At 39.2% G+C, this 14,504-nt stretch carries 15 protein-coding genes; 8 read left to right on the forward strand and 7 right to left on the reverse strand.

Translation table 11 applies throughout. The features are described from left to right. Nucleotides 1-127: 127 nt before the first annotated feature. Together AC1TO9_RS10970 and AC1TO9_RS10975 are read right to left on the reverse strand one after the other, a co-directional pair. Nucleotides 128-352 carry a helix-turn-helix domain-containing protein gene (locus AC1TO9_RS10970; protein ID WP_438347154.1) on the reverse strand — a complete coding sequence of 75 codons (225 nt, stop codon included), beginning with the start codon at nt 350-352 and terminating at the stop codon, nt 128-130. A gap of 200 nt (nt 353-552) precedes the next feature. Next, complete coding sequence (locus AC1TO9_RS10975; RefSeq protein WP_482059176.1) at nt 553-1,452, reverse strand: YhcN/YlaJ family sporulation lipoprotein; 900 nt, start codon at nt 1,450-1,452, stop codon at nt 553-555. 253 nt (nt 1,453-1,705) lie between these two features. Here AC1TO9_RS10975 and AC1TO9_RS10980 point away from each other — a divergent pair, with 253 nt between their 5' ends. Continuing rightward, nucleotides 1,706-2,779 (forward strand): glucose-1-phosphate thymidylyltransferase, encoded by a 1,074-nt coding sequence (locus tag AC1TO9_RS10980; RefSeq protein WP_482055594.1) that lies wholly within the window; start codon nt 1,706-1,708, stop codon nt 2,777-2,779. Between the two features lie 119 nt (nt 2,780-2,898). Here the strand turns inward: AC1TO9_RS10980 and AC1TO9_RS10985 are convergent, their stop codons facing one another. Together AC1TO9_RS10985 and AC1TO9_RS10990 are read right to left on the reverse strand one after the other, a co-directional pair. Further along, complete coding sequence (locus tag AC1TO9_RS10985; RefSeq protein ID WP_482055593.1) at nt 2,899-3,978, reverse strand: glycosyltransferase; 1,080 nt, start codon at nt 3,976-3,978, stop codon at nt 2,899-2,901. A gap of 32 nt (nt 3,979-4,010) precedes the next feature. Continuing rightward, complete coding sequence (locus AC1TO9_RS10990; RefSeq protein ID WP_482059177.1) at nt 4,011-5,819, reverse strand: glycosyltransferase; 1,809 nt, start codon at nt 5,817-5,819, stop codon at nt 4,011-4,013. Nucleotides 5,820-5,993: 174 nt separating this feature from the next. Here AC1TO9_RS10990 and AC1TO9_RS10995 point away from each other — a divergent pair, with 174 nt between their 5' ends. The 7 genes from AC1TO9_RS10995 (at nt 5,994) to AC1TO9_RS11025 (ending at nt 13,295) form a co-directional block, all read left to right on the forward strand. After that, nucleotides 5,994-7,019, forward strand: a complete 1,026-nt coding sequence (locus tag AC1TO9_RS10995) for a CotS family spore coat protein (protein WP_482059178.1) — start codon at nt 5,994-5,996, stop codon at nt 7,017-7,019. After that, complete coding sequence (locus AC1TO9_RS11000) at nt 6,958-8,085, forward strand: glycosyltransferase (RefSeq protein ID WP_482059179.1); 1,128 nt, start codon at nt 6,958-6,960, stop codon at nt 8,083-8,085. The genes AC1TO9_RS10995 and AC1TO9_RS11000 overlap by 62 nt, the downstream gene beginning before the upstream one ends. A gap of 4 nt (nt 8,086-8,089) precedes the next feature. Continuing rightward, nucleotides 8,090-8,935 carry a glycosyltransferase family 2 protein gene (locus AC1TO9_RS11005; protein WP_482059180.1) on the forward strand — a complete coding sequence of 282 codons (846 nt, stop codon included), beginning with the start codon at nt 8,090-8,092 and terminating at the stop codon, nt 8,933-8,935. A gap of 20 nt (nt 8,936-8,955) precedes the next feature. Next, nucleotides 8,956-9,726: a GT-D fold domain-containing protein gene (locus AC1TO9_RS11010; RefSeq protein ID WP_482055588.1), complete on the forward strand. Its 771-nt coding sequence runs from the start codon at nt 8,956-8,958 to the stop codon at nt 9,724-9,726. 17 nt (nt 9,727-9,743) lie between these two features. Then, nucleotides 9,744-11,072: a UDP-glucose dehydrogenase family protein gene (locus AC1TO9_RS11015; protein WP_482059181.1), complete on the forward strand. Its 1,329-nt coding sequence runs from the start codon at nt 9,744-9,746 to the stop codon at nt 11,070-11,072. Beyond that, the gene (locus tag AC1TO9_RS11020) at nt 11,069-12,022 is read left to right on the forward strand and encodes an NAD-dependent epimerase/dehydratase family protein (protein ID WP_482059182.1); all 954 of its coding nucleotides are present in this window, start codon (nt 11,069-11,071) and stop codon (nt 12,020-12,022) included. The genes AC1TO9_RS11015 and AC1TO9_RS11020 overlap by 4 nt, the downstream gene beginning before the upstream one ends. Before the next feature lie 79 nt (nt 12,023-12,101). Next, nucleotides 12,102-13,295 carry a YheC/YheD family endospore coat-associated protein gene (locus AC1TO9_RS11025; RefSeq protein ID WP_482059183.1) on the forward strand — a complete coding sequence of 398 codons (1,194 nt, stop codon included), beginning with the start codon at nt 12,102-12,104 and terminating at the stop codon, nt 13,293-13,295. 96 nt (nt 13,296-13,391) lie between these two features. On the opposite strand, the gene AC1TO9_RS11030 is transcribed toward AC1TO9_RS11025, so the two are convergent. From AC1TO9_RS11030 to AC1TO9_RS11040, 3 genes are read right to left on the reverse strand one after another with little or no spacing between them, the layout of a single operon-like run. Further along, nucleotides 13,392-13,697 carry a hypothetical protein gene (locus tag AC1TO9_RS11030; protein WP_482055584.1) on the reverse strand — a complete coding sequence of 102 codons (306 nt, stop codon included), beginning with the start codon at nt 13,695-13,697 and terminating at the stop codon, nt 13,392-13,394. After that, nucleotides 13,694-14,038: an alpha-helical endospore appendage domain-containing protein gene (locus AC1TO9_RS11035; protein ID WP_482059184.1), complete on the reverse strand. Its 345-nt coding sequence runs from the start codon at nt 14,036-14,038 to the stop codon at nt 13,694-13,696. Before AC1TO9_RS11035 ends, AC1TO9_RS11030 begins: the two co-directional genes overlap by 4 nt. Nucleotides 14,039-14,065: 27 nt before the next feature. Further along, nucleotides 14,066-14,353 carry a nucleoside-diphosphate sugar epimerase gene (locus tag AC1TO9_RS11040; RefSeq protein WP_482055582.1) on the reverse strand — a complete coding sequence of 96 codons (288 nt, stop codon included), beginning with the start codon at nt 14,351-14,353 and terminating at the stop codon, nt 14,066-14,068. Nucleotides 14,354-14,504: the final 151 nt, after the last annotated feature.

Consider the following 14,504-nt stretch of genomic DNA (forward strand, 5'->3'; position numbering starts at 1 on the left):
GAAATATAAGAAATAGAGTATCAAGTAAAACTTATACTTTCTTATATTATCAAAGAACCTTCTTCACCGCACTCCCTAGAAGGGATTCAGGTAAAGAAGGTTAGTCAGAGCTAGCTATACAAGCCCGCTAGATTATGAGTTCCCCAAGCTTGATCAGCTCAACAACCGCTTGAGAACGGCCTTTCACATTCAGCTTTTGCATGACATTGGAAATGTGGTTACGCACTGTCTTTTCACTTATAAATAATAGACCGGCGATGTCGCGTGTCGTTTTATCCTGAACAAGTAATTCAAAAACTTCCCGTTCACGATGAGTCAATAAAAATTTGCTGTTGTGCTCATTTCCCTTCAATGGTGTCACCCCTCCTTGCTCGGGTTTTTGTGGTATAACAAGGTAAAGGGATACAGTCAACTCATTCTATGAAATATTGTGATTAATGGTGCTTTGTTGCTTGAAAATAGGCGCCAGCTATCCTTACACGCAAACAATGCCAAGAACCCTGATTCTCACAGGTTTCTTAGCATTATTTAGTCTATATTTCCATTAGTTCATTAACGCCCCAAATTGTTCATTGGTTTAAGATCATTTGTAGTGTTCACATTCCCTGATGGTGTTGGAAATATTCGATTAACTAGCGTCTGAAATTCATCCACAATACCACTTATCGGATGGCCATTAGATACATCAGTCACGAAGTTTCCTACTCGATCAACAAAATCTGGGTTGGCTGATACGTAAACATTTTTAATGTTAGTATCACTTTTCTTAATGACATCCGCTATCATACCCTTAATTTCTGTAGTGATATATTGGTCATCCCCATTCATATTTCCATTACCTGTATTTGGGGAAGTTGTTAAACCACGCATTAAATCGTCAACGCCTGACGATATTTTTCCACCATAGCCTTGATCGTTATTTGTTGTGTTATTACCAGTCATTTGATTTTGATCATTAGTGCCTGAATCAGTTCTAGCAGGTGCCCCAACGCCATTATTTCCACCCATACCCAACGCATTAGTTCCATTTGTAGTTCCGAATCCAGTTCCGTTACCATTTCCAGCTCTACTCGTCCTATTTTGATTCATTGACGTGCCATTTAAATTGTTATTGTCCTTTATAGATACAGCAACATAAGCATTATCACCAGTTAACATGACGTTTGCCATATCGACTTGTTTCATCTTAGCAATCTTACTCGAAAGCTCTTCACTGTGCCTTAAATTCGTCATCCGATTATCACTGCGTGTAGCGAGACCTCTATCATTATTCACAGAATTTTTACCATATCGACTGAGGTTGCTTTGATTGATTGAATTCGTATTATACTTCACACTTTTAGTACGTAAATTCTGATTATCCGTGTTTTTGGTTCCACATCCCGTTACCCCAATCATACCTACGATGAGAGCAGCGGATAAGGACATCGTTATCGTTTTGGATCGTATCATGAATTCATCCTCCATCTCTACAATTTGTTCGTTCACATAAAATAGGATGACCATTCTAACATAGAGCTATGCTTGAAACAATTTGGAATGTGAGTCATTAAAAACTTGTTACGCTTCCCATGATAAGTACCGTGCCAAAAGAAAGCCAGCTCCCATACAGTAGTAAGAAGCATCATAATAGGTTCTATATCCAAATTGGTATCACTTGTTCAGATGAACGGAAAGTACTTTTTTATAGGGGGAGGTTTTCTTATTGAAAGGCTTGATTTTATGTGCCGGAAAAGGTTCTCGCTTGCGTCCTTTAACCTTCTCTAGCCCAAAACATCTCTTGCCATTGATGAACAAGCCAGTTCTATTCTACGGAATTGAATCATTGATTCAAGCAGGTATTACGGAAATTGCCGTCGTTGTTTCTCCTATATATCGAAAAATCTTTGATGAAGAGTTGCAAGCAGGGAAGCCTTGGAATATCGACATTTCTTTAATAGATCAGCCTCAACCGAGGGGATTGGCTGATGCCATTCGAGTTGCAAAGCACTTTATTCAGCATGACGACTTTCTTTTATATTTGGGTGATAATGTGATCGACGGACCGTTACAACCCCTTATTGACAAATTCCAAGCAGAGAATCTTGATGGTTTGGTGTCCGTAAGCCACGTAGATTTTCCGGAACAATTCGGTGTTGTTCAGTTAGAAGGTGAGACAATAAAAAGAGTAGTCGAAAAACCTAAACATCCTCCAAGTAATCTTGCCATCAACGGAGTTTATCTGTTTCGGCATTCCCTTTTTGATGCGATTGAAAAAATCACTCCTTCACCGCGTGGAGAATATGAACTAACCGATGCCATACAACAATTGATTGACGACAAATATCAACTAGGGGTTTATCGTTCCCCATATTGGTGGAAAGATACAGGTCATCCAATCGATTTGATCATATGTAACCAATACTTATTAAAAAAAATGACCAGTATTGATATCAATGGATTGATCGACCTAAATTCAAACATCTCCTCACCAGTCTCGATCGGAAAGAACGCCCAAATTATTAATAGTGTCATTCGCGGGCCGGTCATTATTGGACAAAACACGGTTATTGAAAACTCCTATATTGGTCCCTTCTCTTCTATTTCTGACAATGTATCCATCTATAACTGTGAGATAGAGAATAGCATTGTGATGGAGAATACAGTTCTCGACAGTATTCCTTATCGCGTGGATGAAAGTTTAATCGGCCGAGAAGTGAAAGTGATCGGACAACCGAAAAAGCCTCAATGTATTCAGTTATGGATAGGCGATAAGTCGCATCTCAATTTCCCCTGCTAAAACTCTTGATAGCGCTCATAATAAGTCTAATAATAGAATAAGAAGGCGGTGACTCTCTACTGGTATAGAGAGTCACCGCCTTCTTCGTTATAATCATACCATGTCCCTTTTGCTACTATTCATTTCGATTTCAAGAGGACTTCATCATAATACTTTTTTTGTTTTTCCAATTGATGTGTCAAATTAAAGTCCTTTTCCACCTTTTTTCGTGCTTTCCGTCCCATAACATCCCATCTTTCAGGATGTTCAGCTAACCAGAACATTGCTCTTGCTAGATCGTTAACCGATCTTTCCGACACCAAAAGTCCCGATACCTTGTTCTCAACCAGTTCAGGAATACCAGCATGTTTCGTTGATATAACAGGCATCCCGGTAGCCATTGCCTCTTTTAACGTATTCGGAATTCCTTCCTGATTCCCTTCCCGATCCGTACAACTCGGAGCACAAAAGATATGGGATTGGTAATATTTCCTCTGAATTTTGCGGTAATCAATCCATCGAATAATGTCAACACTGGTGCCAAGTTGCAATTTTTTGATTAATTCACGGTATTTCGCTTCACAAGGTCCTTCGCCAATTAAAATTAGTTTGACCTCTTTATTTTTCTTTTTCACTTGTGAAAATGCACGAATCAGATCCGAAAACCCCTTTTTCTCTACGAAACGTCCTATAGCCAAAAACTGAACTTTGTTGTTACTATCTAATTTACGGGACTTGAATTCAAATCGGTCTAAGTCAACGCCACCGTATAGAACACGAATTTTATTTTCTGGGCACCCTAATTTGATAATCTCCTTTTTAAGATGTTCACATACCGGGAAAAACCGATCACCCAATCGAAATAACTTTTTTAATTTTTTTAGATTTTTTTCATCCTTAGGGTACGCGGTAGCATCCTTCCCGCGAAAACCGATAAATAAGGGGATTCCATGTTCTTCTTTAAGGAATTGAAATTTAGATGCTAATGTACCATGGTGAATATGAACTCCAACGACATTATGTTTTTTCAATAGCTTCTGATCTTGTTTGATAGTTTCTAAAGAAAGAACGGAAGAAAACGGTGAATGTGTACGACTTTGTTTCGAGTTGCTCATTACCATAACTCCGTTATAACCTTTAATACCCGTGATTTGCGCTGCTACATGCCCGTCTGCCAATGAATATTTATGATGCAGAATAGTAGGATCATTTTTTCCCACGCACAATTTCCCCTTTTATGTTCATATTAGTTTTAATACTTTTTTTTCAGACTTAACAAGGCCTCCCTATCCCAACGATATAATTTATAGGCATTTTTCCTAATTAGCCGGTGTCGATTCCCCATTGGGATAGGTATTCGATTATGTCTGCGGTACAAAACTAATGGTCTTTTTTGGCAGTACCCCTGATAATGACAGGCTAACCGAAGCCACATATCCCAATCTTGTGAATAACGATATTTAGAATTAAAAAGTCCGACTTTATCAAAACAACTATGGTGAATGACTGCCGTCGAGGTTCGGATGGTAAACTTTCTCTCATACAATTGAAGTCGAAACTTATTCAAATTAGGAATTCCTTTGGCATTACTAATAAGCTGTTTTCTCCTCCCTCGTCTAACACTGTAATACCAACTGTATAGAAAACGGCACTCTGGATGGGTTTCCAAAAACTCTTTGTTCTTTTGTAATTTATCCGGAAGAAAGAGGTCATCAGAATCCAAAAATGCGATGTATCTTCCTTTTGCCAGAGTAATCCCCTTATTTCTTCCTGCAGAAGGACCACCATTTTTTTTGTACACATATCGGACTTGTTCCCCAAACGACTTCACTATCTTTGAAGTCTGATCCGTTGAACCATCATCGACCACGATTAATTCATAATCTGTGCAGGTCTGTTGCAGAACACTTTTAATGGCTCTGCCGATAAACCTTTCGCGATTATATGTCGGAATAATGACACTGAAAAGAGGTCTTTCCCGCATCTTGATTGCATGAGTCTGGATCACTTGTTCAAAGAGTTGTTCTAATTTCACCGTTTGTACTTGACGATTGAAGTCTGTCTCGATTTTAATTCGAGCGTTCTTCCCTAACTCTTTCCATAATTCTGGATGCCCCATTAAATACATTAATTTCTCTGCTAGTCCATCGACATCTTGTTCAGAAACCAGATATCCATTCTTACCATCTTCAATAAGTTCTGGGATTCCTGAATGATATGTGGATACAACTGGAATTCCGCAAGCCATCGCCTCTTTAATAGCGTTCGGAATTCCTTCCTGATTTCCGGATCGGTCCTTCATGCTAGGTAGACAAAAAATATGTGCCTGTTCCAATTGCTCCACAACCTGAGAATGCGTTAGAGCACCTTTAAATTCAATATACTGTTCAAGCTGCATCTTTTTGCTCAACTGTTGCAATTTATTTTTTAACTCACCGTCGCCGATCAGGCAGAGTTTAGTATTTGGATAGACCTGCTGGACGCGCTTAAAAGCTTTTATCAGCATTTCAGCACCCTTTTTTTCGACCATCCTACCGACATATAGTATCCGAACCGGGCCTTCTGTTGGTATAGTCCGCTCTTTATAGGCAAATTGTTCAAGGTCAATTCCGCTGTATTGGACAGCAATTTTATCTTCCGGACAGCCATGTTTAATTAAATCTTCTTTCATTGCTTGACAGGGGGCTGTAAAGCAATCGCCGACAGTAAATAGTCGCATTAATGATTTTTTCTGTAGTTTCATCCTTTTGCTACCAGGCGAATCACAGCCATGGAAAGATGTGATTAGTGGTACCCTCCACTTTTCTTTTAACGGCATCATTCTAATGCCAGAGGGCCCAAACCTAGCATGAATCAGTTGAAAAAATCCCTTCTGCAACATCAGATTCAATTGATGATATTTGGGGTCAATCGTTACATTTTTAAATGGAAATAAACTTATATTCTTCTTTTTTTCACAAAAAACGAATGGTTTATAGACTTTCATTTGTTGAATCTCGCCGTAAATAAAAGTTTCACTAATCGGCAAATAAACGGATCGTACCACTGCGATGTGTTGCAAACGTATTCCTCCCTCAAGATTATATCTTGTTTATCTTTAATTTATGAGTGCTTGAAACAGAATGTGTATACGCTCTTGGATACATCGTTTTTTATAAATTAGAATAGGTTTGCCCACTCTTTTTTAGGGGTTGTGCATAGTGTGGTATAAAGAGCGGATGAGGAAGAGAGGATCGTGGGTGCAATAGACCAACTAAAACAAGAATTGGAGAAAGTCTTCGGATTTAAAATCCAAACCTGGGATGTGATCAAACACATAAAAAACTCCAGTTTCGTCGCTCGAGTTGTCACAAATGAGGGTATACAATATGCTCTCAAAAGCCTTTATATCAAACCTGAGCGGCAACTTTTCATCGCTACATCAGAATATTTGTTATCCCAAAGAGGAGTAAGGCTGGCTCTTCCTATTCCGACTTTAAATGGTGACCTGTACATGATCTTTAATGTAGTCCCTTACGTTCTATACCAATGGATTGAAGGTAAAGGAAGTCGCTTACAGGACCGGAATGACCTTGAATCCATTGTTCAGATTATGAGCCAATTACACTATGCTTCCCGCGAACTGGATTATCCTCCAGATGTAAAAATCTATGATCATCTCCATTGGAAGAAGGAATATAAGCAGCGTTTAAAGTCATTAGAAGTTTGGTTCAGCAAACACAAAGAATCAAAGTCAGAGAAAGATGTAATCATCAACAGTAACCTTTCTTTCTTTTATAAGTTTGGTAAAAGAGCACTGAAAGAACTGCAAAGAAGTCGCTATCAAGACTACATGAAAGATCTTGTTTCGGCCAAAGGTTTGGTGCATGGAGACCTTCATCATAAAAACCTAATTAATAAGGAGAATGTACTAACACTGATCGATTTTGAAGATGTTCGCTATGATCTTCCTTCCAAAGATTTACTTCGTATTTACAGCATGTATACAAAAAAAAAGCCATTTAAAAAAAAGACATTCCTAAGAATGATGAATATCTACAACGACAACAATCCACTATCCCCTGAAGTAAAAAATATTGTAACTATCGACTTGTTATTTCCTCATATTTTTGAACGAATGCTACGCAAGAAAAAGTATTCCCGAATGAGCATTGATCAACTTCATTTCACGATTCAACAGGAAAAGAAAAAATCGTTATTTGTTCACAATCATTATTTTAGAAAACAACGGTATCAAGAAAGAGGGAACAGTCTTGACTAAAATTGCCTTTGTTCGTCATCGTTATCTTCCACCCTCGGAAACATTTATTTATGAAGAGTTAAAAAATATTGAAACGTTCAAACCTATCGTGTTCGCACGAAAACAAATGAATTTAAAACTTTTCCCTTTTTCTAGAATTAAACGATTACCCAAAAACCCTAGAAAAACTGCCATGGTATTTAAGAAGAATAAAATTAAACTCATTCATGCACGTTTTGGAAATGCTGGTGTCCGACTAATCGGTGTGAAACAACAGCTTCGTATTCCCATGATCACCTCGTTCCATGGGTTTGATCTACCTACAAAAAGAAATAGACGAAAATCTTATCATCGAAAGCTACCTGTATTGTTCCGAGTTGGCAACAAGTTCACGGTTCCTTCTCGCCATATGAAACAACAGTTGATTAGATGGGGATGTCCTAGGTACAAAATTGAAATTATGTATAGCGGAATTGATCTTAAGAAATTCTCATACAAACAGCGCGATCACAAAACCGCACAACTAACAATCATTTCTGTCGGACGTCTGCATAAAAAAAAGGGGCACCGCTATCTATTGCATGCCTTCAAAAAGATACATGATCAATATCCTTCCATTCGGCTTGTCATCGTAGGTGAAGGAAGTGAAAAAAGAAAAATAAAACATCTTATTTCATCATTAAAGCTAAACAAATATGTACAACTGAAAGGCCTCGTTGCACATAGCCAACTCACCGAGTTGTTGTACCGAGCAGATATATTTTGCCTGCCCAGCATCACGACCAAGGATGGAAACCATGAAGGAATCCCTAACGCAATAAAAGAAGCAATGGCGACGGGCTTGCCCATCGTTTCCACACGCCATGGAGGTATTCCTGAGTTGGTTACCGATGGACAGGAAGGACTCTTAGTACCTGAAAAAGCCATCAATGGATTAGTGGAACAATTCAAATATTTAATAGAAAATCCGAGTATACGACAAGAAATGGGGAGAAAAGGTCGTAAAAAGGTGGAAAGTAACTTCGATTCTTCGAAACAGGTAAGAAAATTAGAGTCTATTTATTCGAATTTAATCAGAAAGGGGTAATATCATGAATGACATCCAAGAGGTAAGACAGGTCCAGCTAACGAATAAGCACTCGGACAGCTATTCACCTCTTATTACTGTAGTTATTCCAACGTATAACCGTGCAAAATTTATAGCCCGAGGAATTAATAGTGTATTAGGGCAAACCACCGAAAATTGGAAACTATTAATTGTTGATGATGGTTCTAATGACCATACAAGTGCAGTGGTTACACCTTTTTTAAAAGATCCAAGAATTACTTATGTGAAATTAAAGAAGAACAGAGGCGTTTGTTTTACGTTGAATCATGCGTTGTCTTTAGTGGATACCAAATATTTCTCACAGCTCGATGCAGATGATTGGTATGAGCCGAACACACTCGCAACTTGTCTGAAAAAAATAGAAAAATGTAACAGTAAAGTTGCAATTATCTATGGGAATGACAAAGTTTGGAAGGCCCAAAAAAGAGATAGGATCAAGTATCAAGGCACGAAAAGAAAACGCCAAATCAACGGTAAATATGACTTCATTACTTTCCATTCGATGTTTTATCCTCGATTTTACCGAACGAAAGCTCTAAAACAGGTTGGAGGTTGGTCGAGAAATGTACCGGAAAACGGCCGTTTTGCTGAGGATAGACAAATTCTTCTCAAGCTAGCAGGACGCTATGCATTTAAATGGGTGAACAAACCATTATATAACCGATTAAAGCATAAAAAAAATAATTCAAGAATAGAAAACCGTGATAAATACGCCCATGTTACAAGATACCTGTATACAAAAGCATTAAAAAGATGGGGAAATAAGTATAAACCTAAATTTATATGGGTTCGTGGCCGCCTTAAAGTAGGTAGGCTAATAAAAAAATAGATTTAAAGTGAGGGAAATATGTGAACAGGCCGAAAGATAGAAAATGGTTGACGACGTTAGATGTCATTGATGAAATCGGGAAGGCATTGGATAAAAAGGAGCCCCTTTCTGTAGTCCGTGTCGGGGATGGTGAAAATATTACACTGTCCCAATACAAAGTATGGCCGATTCGCAAAACACTGTCCACCCGCTGGGCGAGGTTGTCACGAAGTACCAACTGGAAAGGAGTTACATTACCGAATGTCAGACTTCGCGATCAATTGATTAAGTCGATCCAAAAAGCGGACATTGTAGGTATTCCTTACTATAAGGACAATGAAATATTAGCTGAACAACAATTTTTACGCCCTTTGACGAATGCTTGCTTTAGAAGATTCAATATTCATCCAAAAAAATGTTGCCACACGTTCGTCAATCGTCACATGGTCGAACACCAGCAATTTTGGGAGATTCTGAAAGGAAAAAAAGCAGTCGTCATTTCCCGTTGGGCTGACGATTTCAAAAGTTTGGTCGGCCGAGCATACGATGATTTCGACATCGATATAATCAAAACGATTTCTATTAATCGTTATGAACAAATTCCAAAAGTTCTGCTCAAAATGAAATCTGTAGATTGTGACATTGTATTTATTTCTGCGGGAGTTAATGCGGTTATATTAGCGCAGAAATTGGCAGAGGAACAGGGACGAATCGCGATTGATTTTGGAAAGTCAGCGGTATTCATGGTCACAAGCAATCGAAAAGTTAATCCATGGAAGCCCAAATATTTAGATAAACGCGAGTACTCATAAGAAAGGGGCATTGCGATTTGAAGATTACCGTCATTGGTTCCGGATATGTCGGTACAACGACAGCGCTTGTATTATCCGATCTGGGTCATGAAGTTATCGGCTACGATGTCGATACACTCAAAGTTGAAATGTTAAACAATGGAATTCTTCCTTTCCGTGAGCCTGGCTTGGACCAATTGCTTCAAGAAAAACTGAAAAGCGGAAGAATCATTTTCACCTCAGATAGTCGATTCGCTATCACTCAAAGCGAGATCTTAATGATTTCGGTTGGTACGCCTTCCACCTTAAGCGGAAATGCAGACTTAACTTATATACAACAAGTCATCGAGGTCATTGCCACACACATCAATGAACCTAAAGTTGTCGTTACCAAAAGTACAGTACCCATTGGAACTAACCGTTGGATGCAGCAGCAGTTAGAAGCGAGAATCAACACGAATAAGTATCACATTGAAGTGGTCTCGAACCCTGAATTTTTACGTGAGGGATCGGCTCTTCATGATTCATATCATCCTTCCCGAACGGTGATCGGCGGAGAAGTAAATTCGGCGATTGAGAAAGTGAAACAGCTATATAGTTCCCTACAAACGTCTTATTTCATCTGTAACTACGAAACGGCTGAAATGATCAAATATGCTTCCAATGGTTTTCTAGCGGTTAAAATCTCTTACATCAATGAAATTGCTCGGTTAGCTGATGTAGTGGGAGCGGATATCGATGGAGTTGCTATAGGCATGGGAATGGATCCGCGTATTTCCCCGCATCATTTGCACGCCGGTATCGGTTACGGTGGATCCTGTTTTCCAAAAGATGTTGATGAGCTTCTATATCTCGCAACGCAAAAAAAAATAAATCTTCATCTGCTTAAGCAAGGCAAACGTATTAATGATTCACAAATTGCTTGGTTTGTTCAAAAAATCGAATCTTCGCTTCCCTTAAAGGGCAAACGAGTGCTCGTACTGGGTGTCACTTTCAAAGAAGATACCGATGATCAACGAGAATCTCCCGGCATTCGACTCATTGAGCATTTGCTTGATAGAGGGGTTGATGAAATAAGGGTCATTGATCCTACTGTCACTTCCGTGGAGCAAATTCATTGGTCAAAAGATCTCCTTGATCATGAAAAGAAAAGAGTGAACATTTTCACGAACGAAGACGAAGCGGCAACCGGAGTTCATGCAGTCATGTTGACAACCACATGGCCACAATTCTCCACATATCCTTGGCAACAATGGGTTGGTCTAACGGAGTCCCCCTATTTATTCGATGGACGTAATTTTCTCAATCCACAAGAAATGCGTCGATTTGGTTGGCATTATGTCGGAATTGCCAGAGGTGTAAAATGAACATTATTGTTACCGGAGCTGCGGGATTTATCGGTTCTCATTTAAGTGAAGAACTACTTAAGAGAGGACATATTGTCATAGGAATTGACGATATGGAGCACACTGCTAATCGGGAGATCAAAGAAGACAATCTGAAGAACATTTTAGGACACCCTCAATTCCAATGGCATGCTGTTGATTTATTGAAATCAGATTTGGAGCATCTCGTTAACGATGCCGATGTTGTATTTCATTTAGCAGGTATAGCGGGTGTAAGAAATAGTTGGGGTCTATCTTTCAATGATTATTTACAGGCAAATGTTCTGCTGACACAAAAAATTCTTGAGGCATGCAAAAAAGCTTCAAGGTTAAAAAAGCTAGTGTACGCTTCCTCATCCTCCGTCTATGGTGGCGGAGTCGGACCGTTCAGTTCTGAGGATTCACCTACTAGCCCGATTTCCCCCTACGGATTAACGAAATTAGCAGGAGAGCATCTCTGCTCTCTTTATCATAAACAGTACGGACTTCCCTATACGGCTTTAAGATATTTCACCGTATATGGGCCAAGACAGCGCCCTGATATGGGATTTCACCGTTTCATGAAGGCCGCTGTGCTCGACCAACCATTAACCATTTATGGAAATGGTGAGCAAACACGTGATTTCACCTATATAAGCGACTTAGTTGAAGGAAATATTAAAGCGATGAACTATACAAAGCACGGGACTGTTTTTAATATCGGTGGAGTCGAGACAGCATCAGTCAATGGTGTAATTACAGCTATCGAACGCCTCTCTGGAAAAAAATTGCGGTTAAGTTATTTACCCGAGCAACCAGGCGACCCGTTTACAACACGCGGCGACATTTCACTTGCCCGTAAGGAACTTGGGTATGATCCAATCGTTTCATTGATCGAAGGACTGACTGAGCAATGGCTATATATATCTAATCTTTATAGAAAGGAAAAATAGTCATTTATCGGGTTTCCGAACAGATTGCGGGACATACACTATTACAAATCTTTCTTACTTGTGATCGGAGGTGAAACGCTTGATCGGAATACTGTATTCAAAAGCAATGCTAAGCCAATTAATGAAAGGTAAACGTAGCTTTGAAAAGCCGGCTTTCTATATGGAAACCGCCAGAAAAATAGAGGAAAAAATTATTTTTTTTTCGTTGTTTGATATCAATTGGAGAACGGGTACAGTTCAGGGTTGGGACGGAATAGAATCTATTCGAGTGAAAAGTATACTTCCTCCTGTGATCATAAACCGAACGAGAACGAATCATCCTAACACAAAAATGTTGATTCAGCGTTTGAAGAAGATGGGAAAGATCATCTTCAACGAACATAACGTCATTTCTAAGTTGGAAGTTCATCATATTTTAACTAAGAATAATAAACTTCTACCCTATCTTCCACCAACAGATTCAGTATCGCATCATTCGGTCAAAGATCTATTGGAACAAAACACATGTCTGTTTCTGAAACCAAGTACATCATCTGTCGGAAACGGAATCATTCGCATCCGTAAAATAAATAACAACACAGTAGCCGAAATCAACGCACTTGGGCGGACTAAAATGTATAAAGTTGGTATCCATCAAATTGTTAGATTCATCAAAAGAAAGAAACGAGACTACTTGGTACAGAGCGGTGTCTCTCTCAAAACGTATAATGGAAATCCTGTTGATTTTCGGGTATCCATGCAAAAGAACGGTAAGGGCCACTGGCAGTATACTGGAATGGTCGGGAGAGTAGCAAAGAAAGGTTCGATTGTTACCAATATTCACTGCGGCGGACAATCGCTGAAGGCAACCGAACTTTTTCAACATTGGGGTTGGAATGGACCCCGAATTGAAAAATCTATCGCAAAGCTTGGGTTGCTTATTGCAAAAACACTTGAAAAAGAACTCCCTTATATTGCTGACCTGGGATTGGACATTGCCCTAGATGAGTGGCAACACCCATGGCTTATAGAAGTTAACTTCCGTGATTTACGGATTACGTTCCGGGATGCTGGAGATAAGGAGACATGGCGGGCAACATTTGCAACACCCATTTACTATGCAGCTTATCTAATCCGTCAGTTGAGCGAACAAGAAACACGGAAATCGGAACATGACGAATCAATGGCCTTAGCAAACCATTTGACTGATGAATTAATAACGAGTTATTTACCTGATGATCATGACAGCTCTCGAGTCGAGATTGATATCCCTACGGAAATAATAGCAGAGTAACGCTTTCCTTTGTAATAGAAAAATAAGACTTGTAAGTAATAAACCCGCTGGTATATCCCGAGCGGGTTTTTATTTATTCATGGTTCCTATGGGTATTCATTCGCTTTTCTTCCGCACTCCACGGGAGTTATTTAATGCAGTGATATGAAATGCATTTATCCAGGGTGATGAAGGAGTTCCATATTTGTTGCGCCGAAGTGGTATTCTTGTTATCATCAGGCTCATCGTACTTTGATACTCCGTCAGCAATCTAATATTTTCTTGTAAGCTGCGCGCTGTGATTTCCGAATGGGAAGATACATCCGCTATGCTGCTTAGTATACGGGCTAGCGCATGTTGGCTGAGAGCAATTGCATTTACAAGTGCAATCTTAGCTTCAAGTTGTTTGTCTAGATAACTCATCTCTCCTGATCTCCTTGATCATAATGACTACCAAAGAAGCCATTCATATCACCACTGTCTTCACCCACTTCTCCCCCCCTTAATACAACCTTCAGATTATTACATATTCCATTCTCTAGCTTCGTTAGCCCTTTAATAAGTTCTACAATCTGTCCACTTATTAGTAGCGACTCATGAAGCTGTTTATCATGGCTCTTAAACGCATCCGAATTAAAATGATTCAAAGTCCAATTGCGAATCTTTTCGGCTTCAATAGCTTTAGCTTCTAGAATCATAGAAATATCAAATTGTATTTTGGAGGTTGCATCAAGCATCCTTAAAAAGGTACGTTCTCTGCTCATTTAAGTCCTCCCTCAGTATGGATTAATTTATTCTTCTTCATGATTTCCCAATTCACTAATAACATGACCCAAGGTTTCTGCTAAGGCTTCCTCCAAGTCTGCAAGACTAAACAGGTATGCGATGATGCTTTTATTGATTCCCCCCGAATGATTAATTAAAGCGCTGATGTCGTCGAATTCCAGATTAGAATCTGGCAATTCATGAATGATCTGAGCCATATGGGTAGCCATCTGACGCTCAGCATCCAAGATGCTTGCCATTTGTTGATGGGAATTTGACATATGAGTTAGCATTTCGTCGATTTTGGATTGCACAAAAAAGGCCCCCTAATTCATCAAGTAGAAACGGCTGTGCCGTCTTTTTCAAAGACGGTACCCGTTTCAGCGGAAATATAAGGAATAGAGTATTAAGTGAAACTTATACTTCCTTATATTTTAAAAAAATGTACACCCCTTCGAAATAGAT

It is taken from the genome of Paenibacillus sp. Y916 (genome assembly GCF_056786435.1).

What these genes read in the sequence shown, in the direction of transcription:
- AC1TO9_RS10975 (WP_482059176.1), bottom strand. Translation starts at nt 1,452, where the DNA reads ATGATACGATCCAAAACGATAACGATGTCCTTATCCGCTGCTCTCATC.
- AC1TO9_RS11005 (WP_482059180.1), top strand. Translation starts at nt 8,090, where the DNA reads ATGAATGACATCCAAGAGGTAAGACAGGTCCAGCTAACGAATAAGCAC.
- AC1TO9_RS11020 (WP_482059182.1), top strand. Translation starts at nt 11,069, where the DNA reads ATGAACATTATTGTTACCGGAGCTGCGGGATTTATCGGTTCTCATTTA.
- AC1TO9_RS11030 (WP_482055584.1), bottom strand. Translation starts at nt 13,697, where the DNA reads ATGAGTTATCTAGACAAACAACTTGAAGCTAAGATTGCACTTGTAAAT.
- AC1TO9_RS11035 (WP_482059184.1), bottom strand. Translation starts at nt 14,038, where the DNA reads ATGAGCAGAGAACGTACCTTTTTAAGGATGCTTGATGCAACCTCCAAA.